The organism is Pseudoalteromonas sp. S3178, assembly GCF_005886985.1.
GTDB classification, from domain to species: Bacteria; Pseudomonadota; Gammaproteobacteria; order Enterobacterales; family Alteromonadaceae; genus Pseudoalteromonas; species Pseudoalteromonas carrageenovora.
The window spans coordinates 99,272-118,085 of sequence record NZ_PNCW01000030.1; the positions used below are offsets into that span (position 1 = coordinate 99,272).

General features: G+C 38.3%; 18 protein-coding genes. 5 read left to right on the plus strand and 13 right to left on the minus strand.

Going from position 1 to position 18,814, the window contains the following annotated elements; genetic code table 11:
• Positions 1-12: 12 nt before the first annotated feature.
• Positions 13-2,832 (plus strand): excinuclease ABC subunit UvrA, encoded by a 2,820-nt coding sequence (gene uvrA / locus CWC11_RS09835; protein WP_138682551.1) that lies wholly within the window; start codon positions 13-15, stop codon positions 2,830-2,832.
• A 76-nt stretch (positions 2,833-2,908) separates the two neighbouring features.
• Here the strand turns inward: uvrA and CWC11_RS09840 are convergent, their stop codons facing one another.
• Positions 2,909-5,050 carry a winged helix-turn-helix domain-containing protein gene (locus CWC11_RS09840; protein WP_138682552.1) on the minus strand — a complete coding sequence of 714 codons (2,142 nt, stop codon included), beginning with the start codon at positions 5,048-5,050 and terminating at the stop codon, positions 2,909-2,911.
• A gap of 280 nt (positions 5,051-5,330) precedes the next feature.
• On the opposite strand from CWC11_RS09840, the gene CWC11_RS09845 reads away from it, so the two are divergent.
• Together CWC11_RS09845 and CWC11_RS09850 are read left to right on the plus strand one after the other, a co-directional pair.
• Positions 5,331-5,696, plus strand: coding sequence for a hypothetical protein (locus CWC11_RS09845; RefSeq protein WP_138682553.1), 366 nt, complete (start codon positions 5,331-5,333; stop codon positions 5,694-5,696).
• Positions 5,697-5,732: 36 nt separating this feature from the next.
• Entirely contained in the window at positions 5,733-6,653 is a 921-nt protein-coding gene (locus tag CWC11_RS09850; RefSeq protein WP_138682554.1) for a TraB/GumN family protein, read from the plus strand.
• Between the two features lie 128 nt (positions 6,654-6,781).
• On the opposite strand, the gene trpS is transcribed toward CWC11_RS09850, so the two are convergent.
• The 3 genes from trpS to rpe are packed head-to-tail and all read right to left on the minus strand — an operon-like array spanning position 6,782 to position 9,165.
• On the minus strand, positions 6,782-7,786 hold the full coding sequence (gene trpS / locus CWC11_RS09855; protein WP_138682555.1) for a tryptophan--tRNA ligase: 1,005 nt from the start codon (positions 7,784-7,786) through the stop codon (positions 6,782-6,784).
• A gap of 30 nt (positions 7,787-7,816) precedes the next feature.
• Entirely contained in the window at positions 7,817-8,482 is a 666-nt protein-coding gene (locus CWC11_RS09860) for a phosphoglycolate phosphatase (RefSeq protein ID WP_138682556.1), read from the minus strand.
• The gene (gene rpe / locus CWC11_RS09865; protein ID WP_138682557.1) at positions 8,479-9,165 is read right to left on the minus strand and encodes a ribulose-phosphate 3-epimerase; all 687 of its coding nucleotides are present in this window, start codon (positions 9,163-9,165) and stop codon (positions 8,479-8,481) included. Before rpe ends, CWC11_RS09860 begins: the two co-directional genes overlap by 4 nt.
• A 213-nt stretch (positions 9,166-9,378) precedes the next feature.
• Here rpe and CWC11_RS09870 point away from each other — a divergent pair, with 213 nt between their 5' ends.
• Positions 9,379-9,675 (plus strand): hypothetical protein, encoded by a 297-nt coding sequence (locus CWC11_RS09870; protein ID WP_138682558.1) that lies wholly within the window; start codon positions 9,379-9,381, stop codon positions 9,673-9,675.
• Between the two features lie 3 nt (positions 9,676-9,678).
• Complete coding sequence (locus CWC11_RS09875; protein ID WP_138682559.1) at positions 9,679-9,864, plus strand: DUF2970 domain-containing protein; 186 nt, start codon at positions 9,679-9,681, stop codon at positions 9,862-9,864.
• Here the strand turns inward: CWC11_RS09875 and CWC11_RS09880 are convergent.
• The 9 genes from CWC11_RS09880 to CWC11_RS09920 form a co-directional block, all read right to left on the minus strand.
• Positions 9,821-10,678 carry a Dam family site-specific DNA-(adenine-N6)-methyltransferase gene (locus CWC11_RS09880; protein WP_138682560.1) on the minus strand — a complete coding sequence of 286 codons (858 nt, stop codon included), beginning with the start codon at positions 10,676-10,678 and terminating at the stop codon, positions 9,821-9,823. The genes CWC11_RS09875 and CWC11_RS09880 overlap by 44 nt on opposite strands.
• Before the next feature lie 53 nt (positions 10,679-10,731).
• Complete coding sequence (locus CWC11_RS09885) at positions 10,732-12,066, minus strand: AAA family ATPase (RefSeq protein WP_138682561.1); 1,335 nt, start codon at positions 12,064-12,066, stop codon at positions 10,732-10,734.
• The gene (gene aroB / locus CWC11_RS09890) at positions 12,066-13,136 is read right to left on the minus strand and encodes a 3-dehydroquinate synthase (protein WP_138682562.1); all 1,071 of its coding nucleotides are present in this window, start codon (positions 13,134-13,136) and stop codon (positions 12,066-12,068) included. The genes CWC11_RS09885 and aroB overlap by 1 nt, the downstream gene beginning before the upstream one ends.
• A 28-nt stretch (positions 13,137-13,164) precedes the next feature.
• Entirely contained in the window at positions 13,165-13,683 is a 519-nt protein-coding gene (gene aroK, locus CWC11_RS09895) for a shikimate kinase AroK (protein WP_004589350.1), read from the minus strand.
• A 184-nt stretch (positions 13,684-13,867) separates the two neighbouring features.
• Positions 13,868-15,961 carry a type IV pilus secretin PilQ gene (locus CWC11_RS09900; RefSeq protein WP_138682563.1) on the minus strand — a complete coding sequence of 698 codons (2,094 nt, stop codon included), beginning with the start codon at positions 15,959-15,961 and terminating at the stop codon, positions 13,868-13,870.
• Positions 15,948-16,487, minus strand: coding sequence for a pilus assembly protein PilP (locus CWC11_RS09905; RefSeq protein ID WP_138682564.1), 540 nt, complete (start codon positions 16,485-16,487; stop codon positions 15,948-15,950). The genes CWC11_RS09900 and CWC11_RS09905 overlap by 14 nt, the downstream gene beginning before the upstream one ends.
• Positions 16,484-17,089, minus strand: a complete 606-nt coding sequence (locus CWC11_RS09910) for a type IV pilus inner membrane component PilO (protein WP_058547610.1) — start codon at positions 17,087-17,089, stop codon at positions 16,484-16,486. The genes CWC11_RS09905 and CWC11_RS09910 overlap by 4 nt, the downstream gene beginning before the upstream one ends.
• Positions 17,079-17,651, minus strand: coding sequence for a PilN domain-containing protein (locus tag CWC11_RS09915; protein ID WP_058547611.1), 573 nt, complete (start codon positions 17,649-17,651; stop codon positions 17,079-17,081). The genes CWC11_RS09910 and CWC11_RS09915 overlap by 11 nt, the downstream gene beginning before the upstream one ends.
• The gene (locus CWC11_RS09920; protein WP_058547612.1) at positions 17,639-18,718 is read right to left on the minus strand and encodes a pilus assembly protein PilM; all 1,080 of its coding nucleotides are present in this window, start codon (positions 18,716-18,718) and stop codon (positions 17,639-17,641) included. The genes CWC11_RS09915 and CWC11_RS09920 overlap by 13 nt, the downstream gene beginning before the upstream one ends.
• Positions 18,719-18,814: the final 96 nt, after the last annotated feature.

Below are 18,814 nucleotides of genomic sequence, written 5' to 3' on the forward strand. Positions count from 1 at the left end.
AAACGAGATAGCATGGAAAACATTGAAGTCCGAGGCGCCCGTACGCACAATTTAAAAGACATCAGCCTAACCATCCCACGTGATAAATTAATTGTTATCACTGGCCTATCTGGTTCGGGAAAGTCATCACTGGCATTTGATACTTTGTATGCAGAGGGACAGCGTCGTTATGTTGAGTCACTTTCTGCCTACGCAAGGCAATTTTTATCGTTAATGGAAAAGCCTGACGTTGATCATATTGAAGGCCTCTCTCCCGCCATTTCTATTGAGCAAAAATCAACATCACACAATCCTCGCTCAACAGTAGGTACCATTACCGAAATATACGATTACTTGCGTTTAATGTTTGCCCGCGTGGGCGAGCCACGATGCCCAACCCACGAGTTACCACTTGCAGCACAAACAATTAGCCAAATGGTAGATACCGTTTTGGCACTGCCAGAGGGCACTAAGCTGATGCTTTTAGCCCCAGTGGTTAAAGAGCGTAAAGGTGAGCACGTTAAACTGCTTGAGCAGCTTGCAAGCCAAGGCTATATTCGCGCCCGTATAGACGGCGAAGTATGCGATCTATCCGATCCGCCAACGCTTGAGCTTCACAAAAAACATACTATTGAAGTGGTTGTTGACCGCTTTAAAGTAAAAGACGGCCAGCAGCAGCGTTTAGCAGAGTCATTTGAAACCGCACTTGAGATGTCTGGCGGTGTTGCAAATGTAGCCTACATGGACGACAGCAGCATTGAAGAAATGCTGTTTTCAGCCAACTTTGCCTGCCCTACCTGTGGCTATGCAATGACCGAATTAGAGCCGCGCTTATTTTCGTTTAATAACCCTGCCGGCGCGTGTCAAAGCTGTGACGGTTTAGGCGTACGTCAATATTTTGATCCTAACCGCGTAGTACATAACCCTGAGCTAAGCTTGGCCGGTGGTGCTATAAAAGGGTGGGATAAACGCAGCTTTTATTATTTTCAAATGCTTCAAGCGGTAGCCGAGCATTATAAATTTGATTTAGATGTACCATTTGAAAAACTTGCTAAAGAATCTCAAAAAATTATTTTAGAGGGCTCAGGCCAAACAAAAATTGCTTTTAATTACCGTAATGACAGAGGCGATTTAATAACACGTAACCACGAGTTTGAAGGCGTGTTAAACAACATGAACCGTCGCTATCGCGAAACTGAGTCGAATTCAGTACGTGAAGAGCTCGCTAAATATCAAACTAGCCAAGCGTGCCCTAGTTGTCATGGCTCACGTTTACGCCAAGAAGCACGTCACGTATTTATAGGTCAAACAAACCTGCCTGCTATTACTACCATGAGCATTGGCGAAGCGATGGACTTTTTTGAAGGCTTATCACTTACGGGTCAAAAAGCCCAAATAGCTGAAAAAATCCTAAAAGAAATTCGCGATCGTTTATCGTTTTTAATTAATGTTGGCCTTAATTACTTATCGCTTGAGCGCAGTGCCGATACTCTCTCTGGTGGTGAAGCGCAGCGTATTCGTTTAGCCAGCCAGATTGGTGCAGGCCTTGTAGGTGTAATGTACGTACTGGATGAGCCATCAATTGGTTTACACCAGCGCGATAACGACCGTTTATTACAAACATTGGTGCATTTACGCGATTTAGGTAACACCGTTATTGTTGTTGAGCATGATGAAGACGCGATCCGCGCAGCCGATCATATTATTGATATTGGCCCAGGTGCGGGTGTGCACGGCGGCCATATTATTGCACAAGGTACACGTGACGATATTTTAGCCACTAAAGACTCTGTAACTGGCCAGTTTTTATCAGGCGTGCGCAAAATAGAAGTGCCAAAAGAGCGTAACCCAACCAGCGATAAATGGCTTGAGCTATTTGGCGCTACAGGGAACAACCTTAAAAATGTGGATTTAAAAATTCCGTTTGGTTTAATGACGTGTATTACCGGTGTATCTGGCTCTGGTAAATCAACACTCATTAACGATACATTATTTAAACTTGCGCATACTGAATTAAATGGCGCAACCACAGCAGAAGCCGCGCCGTATAAATCAATTAGTGGCCTTGATCATTTTGATAAAGTAATTGATATTGACCAAAGCCCAATTGGTCGTACACCGCGTTCAAACCCTGCGACGTATACCGGTATTTTTACGGGTATTCGTGAGTTATTTGCCGGAACACAAGAATCACGTTCTCGCGGATACAAAGTAGGTCGCTTTAGCTTTAACGTTAAAGGTGGACGCTGTGAAGCCTGCCAAGGCGATGGCGTAATTAAGGTAGAAATGCACTTTTTACCTGATGTATATGTACCGTGTGATGTGTGTAAAGGGCAGCGCTACAACCGCGAAACCCTAGAAGTACAATACAAAGGTAAAAATATTCATCAAGTACTCGAAATGACCGTTGAAGATGCGCACGACTACTTTGATAAAATACCTGCAATAGCACGTAAACTTAAAACGCTAATGGACGTTGGTTTATCGTATGTGCGTTTAGGACAAGCTGCTACCACACTCTCTGGTGGTGAAGCTCAGCGTGTAAAACTGGCTCGTGAGCTTTCTAAACGCGATACAGGTAAAACACTGTACATACTTGATGAGCCAACAACCGGCCTTCACTTTGCCGATATTGAACAGCTACTTGTTGTATTACATCGCCTACGCGATCATGGTAATACCATCGTAGTTATTGAGCATAACTTAGATGTGGTTAAAACCGCAGACTGGGTGGTCGATTTAGGCCCTGAAGGGGGCGCTGGCGGCGGTGAAATACTCATTGCAGGCACGCCTGAAGAAGTAGCCGAATGTGAGCGCTCGCACACAGGGCATTACCTAAAGCCATTGCTTTAATATAAATCACAAAAAACACCAAGCAGTTTAACTGTTTGGTGTTTTTTTATACGTACTGCTTTGCCTTATAATCTTGCTATTCATCCCAACTCATTTGTACTATTTGCATGTCTTTATACTTAGATCCTGTAAACAATATTTCATTGTTTTCGTTCACTATAAAACCAATAGGCCGAAAGTCAACGTGCGTATCTTGTATAGTGTTATCGTGTAAATTTAGTCTAGCGACTCTAGAAATAGAATCTGAATAATAGAAATAGTCTTTGCTAACTCCATACGCAACTGACTTTTTGGCGCTTTTAGGTAATTCCCAGCTTTGCCTATCTGAAAGGCGAATTAACTGATTATCATTGGTTACGTACCCGTTACCTTTACTATCTGAAATGAGTTTATTAGCTTTTATACCTTCTATAACACGTGTATCGCGCGTCACTAAATTAAATTCTGCCAATATATTTTTTGAACCAAGTCGCTTAACATAAATAATGCTGTCGTTATTTTTTGACCAAATATAGCTTACTATTTTATGCTTATTAAATTCTTCTAATGGATAAAATTTTTGAGCGTTTACGTCATAAAGTGAAAAACCTTTGTTTTTCATGAATATCATGCGCTGCTTATTAGGAGAAGCTCTTAGTCCTCCTAATACAAAAGTTGATGAGCCATCATCGTAATTAAAAAAGCTAAGTTGCTTTGTAAGACCATTTTGAGAGAGCCACAATTGACTGCTGCCAGAACGCTCTGATACAAAAACATGGGCTGTCCCTTCCTTATTAATTATTTCAGCAATGTTGTATTCGTCTTTATCACTTTTATAAAGTGCTTCATACTCAGGGTTATCACTAAAAGGGTCTGTAGCTTTAATAAGCGAGTATGCCTGTGTCATTTTTTCCGAGTAAAATAGGCTGTTATCAGAGTGAACCGCTATATAATAAGGGGTTATTTTTGGGGTTACTGTTAGCGTGTGTTTAACAATGTTTTTTTCATCAAACATAATGGTAGAAAGCTCAGAGCCCTCAAATACCATTATGCCTTTATCATCAGGAAGCCAGTCAAACGCAAAGCTAATTACGCTTTTCTTTGCTTTAAATAACCGCTTAGTTTCATGGGTCTCAAAGTTGTAGCTAAATACAGAAAAAGGCTTACCTTTTTGACTAAGTATATACGCTATTTTATCACCAGATTGGGATAAACGCGGCATGATTACGCCATACATTACCCCTGGTGGTGGGATCACTATGAATTCTTTTTTAAGTTCTAAATCGAATTTATATAAACCTGACCCCTCATGCTCATTTTTATACTCGGTGTAATAAATATGCTCACCACTTTCGTCTACTTGCGCATAACCTGTGTATCTAAGGTCACACTCTTTAATTGAGATGGCCTCTCCTATAACAGGAAACTGGCTTAAATCAACGAGTACCATTTCGCACTTTTGCAGCTTTAAATTGGTAGCTTGTAATAACACCGACTGCTGATTTAACTGCCATGATAAAATGGATACCTGAAAGCCTGGATAGGTAATTTCAACTTCCCTTTGATCAGAAAGTCGCTTTACAAATGCATGCATTACGTCATTTTCCGGCTCTACATTAGTGTAAGCTAAAAACTGTTTATCGGAGGATAATTCAGGGTGAACCTCACTGCCTATATTCCATGTACTCGCCACCTTATTTACCGTGATCTGTTTAACCTTATCTTTAGAAAGAGTGTTAACAGACAGCCATACTAGCCATGCAAAAAAGCATAAACATACAATGGCTAAAGAATAAAAGATGGGCTTTTTTAAACTGCTTTTTTTAAAAGATTGAGTGGAAGGAGCTTCTACAGCATCCCCATTTTTTGTGCTTAAAACAGGTGGTTCATTCAATACTTGTGGGGAGGTATCAGCATCGTTAACTTGCGATATACGCTCTGGAATAACCGTTAGGCTATAACCCTTTCGGTAATGCGTTTTTAAAAGTGGTGCTTTTTCGATTGGATGAGCAAGCTGCTTTCTTAGCTCTGAAATTGCGCGGTTAATCGCGTTATCGTCAACAAAGCTTTGCTGCCACACGCATTCTATGAGCGTTTGGCGAGAAACTATTTGTTGTGGGTTACTTATAAAATGCAGTAAGAGCTTAACTAGGAGTGGATCTAATTCCCTTTCTAAGTTGTTTGAAGTAATCACACATCGATTACTAATAAATTGCCAAGGTCCGATTTGATAATTCATAATCTTTAGATATTTTTATTTTTTAAAACACTACCACATGCACCTTATATTTTATAGTACCTATATTGAAACCTTATAATGCCAATATAAGGTTTAAGGTTAACTCTTTAATTTAAAATGATTTTATTACAATAAAACCTTACTAATTAATTGCTCACAACTAGATAAGCGACTCTTAACAAATTCAGTAATATTATTTAAACCGTCATCAACAAGCAGCTTCTAAAAATCATTTTTAATATTGAATTAGCTGCATTTTAAAATATAAAAAGGTTTAATTATGAATAATAAAATTAAAAAAGCACTACCGGCTCTAGTATTAGTAACTACCTTTGGTGCAACTTCTGTAATTGCAGCTGAAAGTAATCAACACACAATTCCATCAAATACACAGCAGTGCATGATTGGCGAAAGTACAATATCATCTCAGTCTATTAGCAATAAAGAGCAAAGTACAAACACAGTAGGTACCAGCAACTCTTTAAAAAGTAATATAGATACCCAAACCTTATTTTCTAAAATAGATGAGTCTATATCAGCTGATATAGATTCATCTATGAGCAAAATCAATTCGCAAATTGATAAAAGTCTGTCACAAGTAACGTCATCAATTACAGCCTATGTAAGTACCCTATTATCTAACTAAAAATAATGACTTAACCTATTACACTAAGGAATTGATATGAAAAGCTTCACAAAAAAAATAGTTTCAGCCAGTGTTTTACTTAGCTGCAGCCTTCTAGCTTCTGCGGCGCAAGCTCAAAGCTCTGTATGGCAAGTAAGTAAAGGGAATGACTCATTATTTATTGGCGGTACTGTACACATATTACCAAAGTCAGAAATGCCTCTACCTACAGAGTTTGACCAAGCCTATGCACAAGCAGATACTATTTTTTTAGAAGCACCAGTCCCTGATCCATCAGATGCAACGGCTCAAATGCAAATGCTAAAGGCGCTATCATATTCAAATAACGAAACATTGAGCCAAAAATTAGACCCCCAAGTTAAAGCTTCACTTGAGAATAAACTTAACGAATTTGGGGCTAACCTTACAAAATTAGATAGTTTTCGCCCTGCAATGGTTAGCATTGTTTTAATGTCGATGGAGCTACAAAAACAAAACTTATTAGGTGAAGGTGTTGATGCATACTTTGCTAAAAAAGCGACTAAAGATAATAAAGCAAAAAGCTACCTAGAAACAATGGAGTTTCAGTTAGAGCTTTATAAAACAATGGGTCAAGGCAACGAAAACGATTTCATTAAACGTAACTTAGCTGAGCTTCACAACTATGGCGATATGTTTAAAGGACTTTTAGTTGCCTGGCGCAAAGGTGATACAGACACGCTGAATAAAGTGGCACTTGAAAATATGCAGCAAAATGATCCGAATAGCTATAAACAACTCATTACAGATAGAAATAATGATTGGTTACCAAAAGTAGAAGCCATGTTTAATAACGACAAAAATGAGTTTGTACTTGTTGGAGTTGGCCACCTTGCAGGACAAGATAGTTTACTTACCTTACTTGAAAACAAAGGCTACAGCGTTTCTTTAGTCAGTGTTGATAGCACGGCAGATATAACAGTAAGAGGGACTGAATAATGGATAAAACAGACAAACTAGCGCTATCGCTACTGTTTCTATTTGGGTCTATCATGTTGATATGTGCTATATAAAAAATGCCGCTTATTTGAAGTAAGCGGCATTTTTACATAAGTGGTAAAGCTACCTTATGGACGTTGAATAAATCCAACTGCATCATAAACAGCTTTTAACGTCACCTCAGCTCGAGCACTCGCTTTTTCAGCACCTTTTTTCATGATGTTATTGAGGAGCGTTTGATCTTCTCTGATCTCTTTAAAGCGAGCTTGAATAGGCTCAATCATGCTTACAACAGCATCAGCGGTATCTTTCTTTAAATGGCCATACATTTTATCTTCGTACTCAGGCACTAGCTCTTCAATTGAGCGTTTAGTTGCAACACTTAATAAAGTAAGTAAGTTCGATACGCCTGGTTTTTCTGCTCGATCAAAGTAGATTCGTGCTTGTTCGTCTGAGTCTGTTACTGCTTTTTTAAGTTTTTTCTCAATCTTTTTAGGCTCGTCTAGCATCATGATAAAACCATTTGGATTTTCATCTGACTTTGACATCTTTTTAAGTGGATCTTGTAGGCTCATTACGCGAGCACCAAATTCAGGAATATACGGTTCTGGTAGCGTAAAAATGTCGCCATATACATTATTAAAGCGCGTAGCAATATCACGAGTCAGCTCTAAATGCTGCTTTTGATCGTCCCCTACTGGCACTTTATCAGCTTGATACAATAAAATATCAGCCGCTTGCAAAGCTGGATAAGCAAATAAACCCACGTTAATATTGTTAGCGTGCGTTGCTGACTTATCTTTAAACTGCGTCATACGATTTAATTCACCCATTTGCGCATAACAGTTTAAAACCCAACCTAGTTGAGCATGTTCTGGCACTTGAGATTGTACAAATAGCGCTGCTTTTTCTGGATTGATACCACATGCTGTATATAGTGCAACTCCGTCCAATACGCGAGCGCGAAGTAATTCGGGGTCTTGGCGTACCGTAATCGCATGTAAATCTGCAAGCATAAAGTAGCTATCATATTCTTCCTGTAGCTTAACCCACTGGTTAATAGCACCAACATAGTTGCCTATTGTCATACCACCGGTTGGCTGCATGCCACTTAATACTACTGGTTTACTCATGATTTTCCTTTATTTAGTAATTAATAATATTTAACGCTGCGTTAGAACAGGTATTATATCTAAGAAGTTATCGCATAGGTACTGCGGATTATAATCTGCAAGGTTTTCACCTTGGTTATAGCCGTAATTTAAAGCTATAACATCAATTTTAGCGGCATGTGCGGCGAGTATATCGCTTTTAGAGTCACCAATCATAATAGCTTTGCTGGGTTCAACATTGAGCTTATTGCATGCAAATAACAAAGGCTCAGGCGATGGTTTTTTTGCCATGTCGTCACCACATATAATTACTTCGAAATGGCTAGTGAGGGAAAGCTTATCCAGTAGTTTTTCGGTAAATATACGTGCTTTATTAGTGATTAATGCTTTTGGCATGCCGCGTAATGCACTAAGACCCGTTTCTACATGCTGGTACAGTACACTGTACTCGCCAACTTGTTGCTCATAATGTTGATAAAACAAAATAATGGCTTTATTACTAAGTGCTTCATCAAGATGCTCACTTATTTGCATATCACCACTAAGTGCACGCATTACTAATGTTTCGACGCCATTTCCTACCCAGCTCTCTACAAGGCTTTGGCTAACAATAGGAAAAGCTAAATCGCTAAGCGTTAAATTTATAGCTATGTATAAATCGTAAACGCTATCAACTAAGGTGCCATCAAGATCAAATAAAGCTACATCATACTTCATTGCTTTACACTTCCTAGCTGCTCACGCATTTGATCGATCACTACTTTGTAATCAGGCTGATTAAAGATTGCAGAGCCAGCTACAAACATATCGGCTCCTGCCTCTGCCGCTGCTGCTATGTTATCAACCTTAATACCGCCATCTACTTCTAAGCGAATATCACGGCCTGATTCAATAATACGTTGCTTAGCTTGTGCTAACTTTTCAAGTGTGTGAGGTATAAAGCTTTGCCCGCCAAAACCTGGGTTAACCGACATAAGCAATATTGTATCTAGTTTATCGATAACATGGTCGAGGTAACTTAAGCTAGTAGCAGGGTTAAATACTAAACCCGCTTTACAGCCATGATCTTTTATTAACTGAATTGTGCGGTCAATATGCTCGCTAGCCTCTGGATGAAAAGTAATAATAGAAGCACCAGCCTCAGCAAACAAAGGTATTATGCTATCTACAGGCTTCACCATTAAATGCACATCAATCGGCGCGGTTACTCCATAATCTCTGAGTGCTTTACATACCATAGGACCAATAGTGAGGTTAGGCACATAATGATTGTCCATTACATCAAAATGCACTACATCAGCACCTGCAGCGAGAACTTTATCTACATCCTCACCCAGTTTTGCAAAGTCAGCTGATAAAATTGAAGGCGCTATTAAGTATTTTTGTTCAGGGTTTAACATAGTAATCCGTCAATCAGTTAAGTATGGCCTTAATGTAACGTAATTGCTGACGTTTCCCAAGTAATACAAAGTAAATGACAAATCATTTTTAAGCTTTGTAGATAATATAAGTATTTATTAATAAAGGATTTTAGCTATTATAGGTAAATATTAGTTTGTTATTTATACAGCTTTTGTTATTATTAAAGGAGTAACTAATTTTAGGCTAATATTATGCGTGCATTTAAAACAGGGATCTTAATTGCGTCGGCGTTATTATTTATTGGGGCATTTAGTTTTGCACCAAGCTCTGAGCAAGATTTAAGCTTAGTTAATAATTGCCAGCATCAAACCGTAAGCACTAATACACAAAATGCTATAGCGTGTGTAAAAGTAGAAGAAGACTCGTCATGGTTTTCATGGCTAACGGGCGATAGCCGCAGTGCCCAGTTTCATTATTTAGATTTACTAGAGCTTTTAACTAGTTCTGAAGATTCTAAAAACCCGCCTTCGTTAAAACCTCTATTTTAAATAATGTTGCAGCTTATTAGCGCGTTTCAAAGTGTGCTAGCTGCATTTTTTGGTGTTCAATCAGAACATAAACGCAAAGCTGACTTTAAACAACACTCTCCAGTCTCTGTTATTACAATCGCAATTATACTTTTTATAGTTTTTATTATCGCAATTTACGCAGTGGTTGCTTGGGTGCTAAATACATAGCCATCAGCTCGTCAACTTTATTTCGTGATCCGCCTTTAGGGCTAATAGTCCGCTTTACTTTAATTTGATCAAGCGATGCTTGGCTATAAATTTTTCGCGTCCATACCGTATCGTGGTTAGAAATAAGTACCGGTGTATTATTTTCAAATGCAGCTTGTTCGGCCAAGTTGGCGAGGTTTGCTTGATCATCTAAATTGAACCCTCCTTTAGCGTACGACGTAAACGAAGCCGTTTTACTTAATGGCACATAAGGTGGATCGCAATAAATAACAGCGTTACTGGGTACTAGCTTAAAAACGTCATCGTAACCTAAGCAGGTAAAAGTAGCTTTTTGCGCTTTTTCTGCAAAAAAGTACATTTCTTTTTCAGGAAAGTAAGGCTTTTTATATTTACCAAACGGTACATTAAAAATACCTTTTAAGTTATACCTACAAAGCCCATTGTAACCATGGCGATTCATATATAAAAAAAGCATGGCTCTTTCATATACATCGCTACTTTGATTAAACTGTACTCGGTATTCGTAATAAGCATCTGCGTGGTTATTCAAATCAACAAATAGCTTTTTTGCATCACTAATAAACTCATCTGGTGAATTTTTTAGTTCTTTGTATAAGTTAATTAAGTCAGCATTTATATCGTTGAGAATGTAATGTTTAAAATTACTATTTAAAAACACCGAGCCAGCACCAACGAAAGGTTCAACCAGCGTATCAGCATGCTTGCTAGCTTTATTTAATCGCGCATTAATATCTTCAACTAGGCTGTACTTTCCGCCAGCCCACTTAAGGAAGGCTCTACTCTTTTGTTGCATTGGCTCTTTACTTCAATCTGCTGTTGCGCGATTTTACACTAAAGTAGTGTATTTTACTGATCAACAAGTGCAATTTCTTGTTTTATTTTACTAATTTTTTTATAGAAAGGTTTATTTTTTCTAACCTCAGCAGGCAAACTGACCATCGCCGATTTTGCTTCGTTTAAACTGGTAAAGTTACCAAAAGTAACCACCCACCACATCTTATTATTACGTATTGTTTGATAAGTATGGGTTTGCTCTTGTAGATTATATTGAGCAATAAATTCATCACTTACTTTTTGCTGAGTTACAGCAAGTAATTGTATAACCAAACTTGTATCTGCTTGCTTTGAGTACCAACTAGTATTTAGATCAATTTTAGGCTGTTCTATTGCATTTACTTTTTCATCTATTGGCGTTTTAGACTCATTAATATTTAGGTTACTCGCCTTATTGCTCTGAGCATCATTTACAAGGCTTTTATTTGCAGTAGTAAGGCTTTGCATAATAGCGGGCACATCATTGATGTGCACTTTAGCAGACACTGATTGTTCAGGTACTATTTGATCTGATGCAGGGCTACTTATTACTTGTTCATTTTTAGCATTCCCTTTAGCCACTTGCTCTACAGGTATTGCGGTGGTTAACACTTGCGACTCTTCTTGCTGATAGTATTGCTGCCACCACTGCGTCATATCTGACTTATAAAGCAAGCCAATTATTAAAAGCATAATCAGTAACATTAAAATCAATAAATGCAAACGCCAAGACACTTTATCCTTAACAATTACATCAGCAACATGCTCGCTAGGTTGCCAAGCAAGTAGTAAACTTGGATTACCATGAGCTTCAGCTAAAAACGTACTAAATACAGGGTCCTCATCATAAGGTAAATCAGTAAAGTACCACTGCATCAACATCTTACTTTCTCTAAGTGTTAATGCTTCTAGGTAAATCTCAACTGCGTTACTGATAGGTAGTTTAGATTGCGAAGCAATCATAATATACAGAGTATTAGGGCTGTTTTTTGAAAGTAGCTCAAGCTCAACTAACATTTCATCAGATAATTGCCTTCCACCATCAAGTACCCACAAACAAGGCCCACACGGTTGCTGTTGCAATAACTGATAATAATTTTCAGACAGACTCAAGGTATGATCGATTAGCGGGGAGTTAAAGCTTTGCTCTAATAAATCACTCATTAGCTGAGCGTCAGTTGTTTGAGCACTTATATGCACAAATGCTTTATTAAAGTCGTTATACTTATCGGTAATGAAGGTTTCAAGCATATAGCTTTTACCAAGCCCTGATGTGCCTAGTAAAACAATTAAATTTTGCCCGTACTCAAATTGCAGTGCGATCCTATCCACCAAAGCCGCACGGCTTGGTAAAATTTGCGCCTGCATTATTGTTCGATTAACGCTCTAACTTGGTCGTCAGACACATCATCTACAAGTGCACATTGGCCAAATTGAGTAGGTAAAATAAAGCGTATAGTTCCTTTTTTATTCTTTTTGTCTTTACGCATATGCGTTAAAAACTGCTCACTAGTCATTTCGTTTGGAATTTCAGTAGGTAAGTCATAAAGTTTAAGTAACGTTACTACTCTATTTACTTCACTTTGCGATAAGTCACCACGAGTATGTGCAAGTTTTGCAGCTAATACCATTCCTGTTGCTACGGCTTCTCCATGCAACCATATCCCATAACCCATTTGAGCCTCTATTGCATGAGCAAATGTGTGGCCTAAATTAAGTAGTGCGCGTAAACCATGTTCTTTTTCGTCTTGAGCAACTATAAGCGCTTTAATTTCACAGCATCTAAAAATAATATGCTGTAAACACTCTTCATCTAATTGCTTTAAATTAGCTGCATTTTGCTCAATATATGTAAATAGCTCGGTATCGTAAATCAATCCATACTTAATAACTTCTGCCATGCCTGCGGCAAATTCTCGCATAGGTAAAGTGTGCAATGTATTAGTATCAATAAAAACAGCTTGTGGCTGATAAAAAGCCCCTATCATATTTTTACCTAATGGATGATTTACTGCTGTTTTTCCGCCTACTGATGAATCAACTTGCGATAATACAGTGGTTGGAATTTGTATAAATGGCACACCGCGCTGATAACACGCAGCAACAAAGCCAGTTAAATCGCCAATAACACCACCGCCTAATGCAATTAAACAGGTGTCTCGACCGCAGTTATTTTGCAGTAAAAAAGCAGATATTTTTTCAAACCATTCTAACGACTTGTATTGTTCACCGTCTGGAATGATAAAAGAAAGAGGGTTCAGTTCAGCTAACGAATCAAGCAAACCTTGTAAATATAAAGGCGCTACGGTGTCGTTAGTGATGATGATAGGCCGACAATCACCAATATGGTGAACAAGGCGGCCATTATCTTGAAGTGCAGATTGACCAATAAAAATAGGATAACTTCGCTCGTCCAAATTAACAGTTAATTCAAGCATGCTTTGTTATTTCCTTTATTATTGGTTTTTAAAAATCTAATTTCTCGATGATTTGGTTAGCAACAACTTTAGCGCTTTGCTCATCGGTGCGTACAACAAAATCAGCAACTTCTTTGTATAGTGGCTCGCGTTCTTCTGCTAAGCGCTCTAGTACATTACGAGGTGCTTCTTCAGTTTGCAGTAATGGGCGACGCTTATCGCGTTGCGTGCGTGCAACTTGCTTTTCTATAGGTGTCTCTAGGTATACAACGATACCGCGAGCCGAAAGCTTGTTTCGAACTTCTTTGCTCATTACTGAACCACCACCGGTAGCAAGTACAATACCTTGCATTTCAGTTAAATCGCCAATAACAGACTCTTCTCGAAGTCTAAAGCCTTCTTCACCTTCAAGATCGAATACCCATGCAATATCTGCACCTGTGCGGCGTTCGATTTCTTGATCAGAATCAACAAATTCAAGGTGTAATTGGTCAGCGATGTGACGACCAATCGTGCTTTTGCCAGCCCCCATGGGGCCAACTAGAAATATATTACGTTTCTCAGCCATATCTTTTAGTACAAACGAACTCTAAAATTTGAAATAAAACCCCGCCTAACGACCTGGCCCCAAAATTAAGGAGGGGATTATCTCAGTAATTGCCGGGGTATTTCAAGTCAATTAGAATAAAAAGCCATATAACGAGCAATTAATCTAAATAATTGCCCGTTGATTAACAAAATAGCACTAAATTTTAGTCTATTTGGATTTTTGGTGTCACGAAAATAAGCAGTTCACGCTTTTCATTGAACTCACTCGTACTTTTAAATAACCTTCCTACGTACGGAATGTCACCTAAAACTGGTACTTTATTTGTAGTATTTATTATTTGCTGCTGAAATATACCACCTAGCACTACGGTTTGGCCATTCTCAACAAGCACTTGTGTTTGTATTTCTTGGGTATCAATAGACACCGCTTCACCTGTACCCGTTTGTACTGTGTCACCACGAGTATCTTGCGTTATTACTAAATCCAAAATAACTTTATTATCAGGCGTTATATGAGGCGTAACCTCTAAACTCAATACAGCCTTTTTAAAGCTAACCGTCGTTGCACCACTTGAAGCAGACTCAGTGTAAGGAATTTCAGTACCTTGCTCTATTCGCGCTTTTTGCTGGTTTGCAGCAATAATGCGAGGGCTTGCAATAATCTCGCCTTTGTTTTCTTCTTCAAGAGCACTTAACTCTAAGTCAATTAAAGTACCATTAGCCAATTTTGCAATATGTAAACCAATACTCGCCGCGGGATTAGTAATCGGTAAGTTTACATTTAGCCTATCGGTTAAATCTGGAATAGTGCCGTTAGATATAGTTTCTGCACCCTCTAGTGAGCCAGAAATACCATCACTACCTTGCTGATCGCTAAAGCCCCAGCGCACACCTAAATCCTCAGTGACATTATCGCGCACAGTTACCATACGAGACTCAATAACAACTTGCTGGACCGGAATATCGAGTGTCTCAATCATACGACGAATATTTTCGATACTCTTAACAGTGTCTTTTATTAGTAAGGTATTAGTACGTAAATCTACCGATACACTACCGCGGGCAGTAATAATACTGTTTGTATCTGTTTTTAATAGATCAGCAAAATCTTCCGCTTTAGCATAATTTAATCGAATGTATTCACTATAAAGTGGCTCTAAGTCTTCAACTTGCTGCTTAGCTTTTAGATCTTTAGCTTCACGTGCAGCTAGTTCTTCTGCAGGCGCCACCATTAGAATAGACCCATCCATGCGCTTATCTAAACCCTTAATACGTAGTACTACATCAAGCGCTTGATCCCATGGCACGCCATCTAAACGAAGTGTGATATTACCGGTTACTGAGTCACTTGTTACGAGGTTAAAGTCGTTATAGCCTGCAATAATTTGTAATGCTGCACGTACAGAAATATCTTGAAAATTTAAGGTCATAGGACGACCTTGATACTCAACACCACCATCTAAGTACGCATTTTGCGTTTCATCTTTTTCTACAGTGAGCGTTAAAATATTATCTATTTGCTGATAGGTAAATGTAAATTGAGCATTAGGTTCTATAACAACCCTGCTTAACCCTTCTTCTTTAAACGTTTCGATATTACTTACAACAGTACCAAAGTCTAAAACATCCAGCTCATAAAGTAAGTCATCTAAAATATCTGTATGGTGAAAGTCTGCATAAATTTTGCCACCGCTCTCATGTACTTCAATTGCGGCTTGAGTGTCTTGTAAAAAAACAAGTACCTTTGCTTCGCCTTTTTCACCACGTCTAAAGTCAATTGATTGAATTCGGTTAATGTAATTTCCACTTACATCACTTGAATCCATAGCAACATCTTCACTATCTGACTCTGTAAGTGGATTATCTGAAACACGTATAGACACTAAATTGTTATGAACTTCAGTTTCGTAAATTTTTAATCTATCTAGGTTTACGCTTACTTTTAAGCCCTTGTCAGTCAAAACATTGGTAACGCTACTAATGCCCGCTTGGTTTACAGCAACATCATTCAAACCAACTTCAAGCTCGGCTGTATCGAAGAACATTTCAATGCGAGCAGGACTATTAAAAACCTGCACTTTTGGTTCAAGCGTTAATTCTTCATCAAAAACGAGCTGTAATTCAGTTTCACCTTTAAGGAGTGGATTATAACGAACATCATAAAGTAGCGGCCCTGCAATGGCTGCATTTGCGGTTATTAAAGCGACTGTCGCCAATAATGACCGGGAAATGCTTTTAAGCCAAAGTACATCCTTATGCATGTTATTTTTACCTTTTTTATTATTAATTTGCGCCATTTGTTGCCGCCTCTAACATTTCTAATTTAGTCAGGCGCTCTTTCCAACAACCAGACCCATCAGGGATTAATTCCACTAATTCTATATAATCGTTATTTACTACTTTAACTTTTCCATCGTAGCTACCAAGATAATTTCCAACAGTTACACGATGCAAAGTATCGTCTGCCGCAGTTATTAATGCCCAAACCTGGCCGCTAGAACCAATAGTTCCTTTCATAGCTAAGTTGTCTAATGGGTATTTTTCAAGTGGCTCACGGCGACGCTCAGGATCTGGATGCAAACAGTTTTTTATTTGCGTTAATTTATTTTGAATTATTTCTGGCTGCGGCGCTACAAACGGACTACGCAATTGCTCAGCGCTGTATTCAAAAATTTCAAATTTAGTAAGCTCCGGAATAGACTCTACTTTAGGCGTGGTGCTTGCTTTAACTTGGTCTATAAATTCTTTTTGCTCCGAGGTGTCATCATTACAACCACTTAAAACTAAAACAACTGCCACAGGCATAATGCGAAAAAGGTTCATTTCTTCACCCCTTCTTCATAACGATATGTTTTAGCTACTACACTGAATGTTAGTTGTTTATTACCCGATGATAAAATAGAAAAGTCATGTAAGCTTACAATACGCGGTAATTGGGCTACTTTTCCTACAAATTCACCAAACTCATGGTACGTACCTATTACTTCTATTTTGATAGGTAGCTCCGTATAAAATTCTTTTTCGACCTCTGGTAACCAGCCTATTTTTAGAAACGTTAACCCACTGGTTGTACCTACATACGATAAATCGTCAAGTAAACCTGGTGTTTCGTTTGACGTAGGTAAGCGCTTTAATAACTGAGAAAACTTTTCTTCCATATCAATCATTTGCTGACGATAAATATCAAGTTTACTCGCAACCGCATATTTGGTTCTGTACGTTGTTCGTAGTTCAATTTCTTTTGCTACCGCACTGTGATAGCTATCAATTTCATCAGAGACCAATAAGCTATAGCTAAAGAATAAGACAAGTCCCGCTACAAAAGTGCAGCAAATTGCCTTAACTGCAATAGGCCAATCGCCAATATTATCTAATTCAATTTCATTCCAATCTATTTCGCTCAGAGCTTTAAAATCAAGGTTCATCGCTAACCTCACCGATTTGGTCAAATGGTTTTACGTAAAACTCCATATTAAAATCACTGAGTAAACGCGAAGATTGATCGCCTGCAACAATGCCCTGCATTGATGGACGCTCCAATAAATATGAACTTTGCACTTGGCGTAGCATTGTTGATAAGCGGTTATTAGATTCGCTGCGACCTAGGACATGAATTTGACTTCCTCTTCGCTCAAGTTTTGTTAAATAAACACCTGCAGGGACTATTTTGGCCACTTCATCCATTATTTGTGTACCCAAGTTACGGCTACTTTGTAATTCTTCAATTAGTCTCATTCGCTGTTGTAAATTTTCTTTTCTTTTATCTAAGTTTCTTATTTCACTTATTTTTTTATCTAGCATGCTAATTTCTGAACTTAAATAATTATTTTTTAGGTTTTGTCCATCTTTAAGCCCGCTATAAAAAGAGCTAAGTAAGTACATACTCGCAAAACAAATTATAACTACACCAATGAGTATAGTAACAAACTTCTTTTTTGATTCTTCACGTTGTAGTTCACGCCAAGGCAGTAGATTTATATGTGGCATGATGAAAAACTCCTTAATGCCAAGCCCGTTGCAATTGCAAACTGCGTTCTATGGCGCTGCATTACATTGCGATCAACCTTTGGAGAGATTTCCATATTAGCAAAAGGTTCTGCAACGACAGAGTGAATACCTAGCTCTTCGATAAGTAGTCGGTCTATCCCTTTAATCATCGATGTGCCACCAGTAAGTACAATATAATCTATTTGCTCTTTACCACTGGTTGTTAAAAACATTTGTACCGCACGACGAACCTGCTGCAATAGCGACGTTTGAAAAGGCGCTAATACTTCAAAGGTATAGTTTGGCGGTAAATCCCCCGACGTTTTACCAATCTCGGCTTCATCAAAGCCTTTATTGTAATAACTAACAATACTATTAGTGTATTGATCGCCACCAAACACCTGATCTCGGGTATAAATAGTTTCACCAGCTTGAACTACACTTACAAGCATTAAAACGGCACCAATATCAACGACTGCCACGCACTTGTTAAATGCATCACTAGGTAACTGTTGATAGTAAACATCCATTGCTCTGCTTAATGCATAGCTTTCAACATCAACAATTTTAGCTTCTAAATTTGCAGTTTCGAGAGCTCCAACACGGGCTTCTACGCTTTCAGTTCTAGCGGCAGATAATAATACATTCATTTTGGTAGGATCGGCCTCATTGGTAGAGAGCTTTTCAAAATCTAAGCTCACTTCATCAAGAGGGTATGGAATTAAACTATCGGCTTCAATTTCAATTTGCGATTCAAGTTCAGCATCAGTTAACGACACATCCATGAAAATAACTTTGGTAATAACTGTTTGGCCTGAAACAGCCACTGCAGCAGATTTTAGCGACTTTGGTAGTTTTCTTCTTAATTTTGAAATTATATTACCAATCGCTTCAATATCCTGAATAGTACGCTCACTCATAGCGCCTTTTGGCATCGGTTCAATTGCAAGTGCTTCTAGTCGAAATCCAGTTTCAATTTCACGTAAAAGCACTGCCTTAATTGAGTGCGATCCAATATCAATCCCTACCATCATCGGAGACGGCTTTTGAAATAGTTGACTTAGCATGTTTGCAACTTGGCCTTTGTTTTAATAATAAACAAGTTATAATTTTTATCTGAAAAAATATTATTCATTTTTTAATCAATATATACTAGCAGTCAA

What these genes read in the sequence shown, in the direction of transcription:
- uvrA (WP_138682551.1), top strand. Translation starts at nt 13, where the DNA reads ATGGAAAACATTGAAGTCCGAGGCGCCCGTACGCACAATTTAAAAGAC.
- CWC11_RS09840 (WP_138682552.1), bottom strand. Translation starts at nt 5,050, where the DNA reads ATGAATTATCAAATCGGACCTTGGCAATTTATTAGTAATCGATGTGTG.
- CWC11_RS09845 (WP_138682553.1), top strand. Translation starts at nt 5,331, where the DNA reads ATGAATAATAAAATTAAAAAAGCACTACCGGCTCTAGTATTAGTAACT.
- CWC11_RS09850 (WP_138682554.1), top strand. Translation starts at nt 5,733, where the DNA reads ATGAAAAGCTTCACAAAAAAAATAGTTTCAGCCAGTGTTTTACTTAGC.
- trpS (WP_138682555.1), bottom strand. Translation starts at nt 7,786, where the DNA reads ATGAGTAAACCAGTAGTATTAAGTGGCATGCAGCCAACCGGTGGTATG.
- CWC11_RS09860 (WP_138682556.1), bottom strand. Translation starts at nt 8,482, where the DNA reads ATGAAGTATGATGTAGCTTTATTTGATCTTGATGGCACCTTAGTTGAT.
- rpe (WP_138682557.1), bottom strand. Translation starts at nt 9,165, where the DNA reads ATGTTAAACCCTGAACAAAAATACTTAATAGCGCCTTCAATTTTATCA.
- CWC11_RS09870 (WP_138682558.1), top strand. Translation starts at nt 9,379, where the DNA reads ATGCGTGCATTTAAAACAGGGATCTTAATTGCGTCGGCGTTATTATTT.
- CWC11_RS09875 (WP_138682559.1), top strand. Translation starts at nt 9,679, where the DNA reads ATGTTGCAGCTTATTAGCGCGTTTCAAAGTGTGCTAGCTGCATTTTTT.
- CWC11_RS09880 (WP_138682560.1), bottom strand. Translation starts at nt 10,678, where the DNA reads ATGCAACAAAAGAGTAGAGCCTTCCTTAAGTGGGCTGGCGGAAAGTAC.
- CWC11_RS09885 (WP_138682561.1), bottom strand. Translation starts at nt 12,066, where the DNA reads ATGCAGGCGCAAATTTTACCAAGCCGTGCGGCTTTGGTGGATAGGATC.
- aroB (WP_138682562.1), bottom strand. Translation starts at nt 13,136, where the DNA reads ATGCTTGAATTAACTGTTAATTTGGACGAGCGAAGTTATCCTATTTTT.
- aroK (WP_004589350.1), bottom strand. Translation starts at nt 13,683, where the DNA reads ATGGCTGAGAAACGTAATATATTTCTAGTTGGCCCCATGGGGGCTGGC.
- CWC11_RS09900 (WP_138682563.1), bottom strand. Translation starts at nt 15,961, where the DNA reads ATGGCGCAAATTAATAATAAAAAAGGTAAAAATAACATGCATAAGGAT.
- CWC11_RS09905 (WP_138682564.1), bottom strand. Translation starts at nt 16,487, where the DNA reads ATGAACCTTTTTCGCATTATGCCTGTGGCAGTTGTTTTAGTTTTAAGT.
- CWC11_RS09910 (WP_058547610.1), bottom strand. Translation starts at nt 17,089, where the DNA reads ATGAACCTTGATTTTAAAGCTCTGAGCGAAATAGATTGGAATGAAATT.
- CWC11_RS09915 (WP_058547611.1), bottom strand. Translation starts at nt 17,651, where the DNA reads ATGCCACATATAAATCTACTGCCTTGGCGTGAACTACAACGTGAAGAA.
- CWC11_RS09920 (WP_058547612.1), bottom strand. Translation starts at nt 18,718, where the DNA reads ATGCTAAGTCAACTATTTCAAAAGCCGTCTCCGATGATGGTAGGGATT.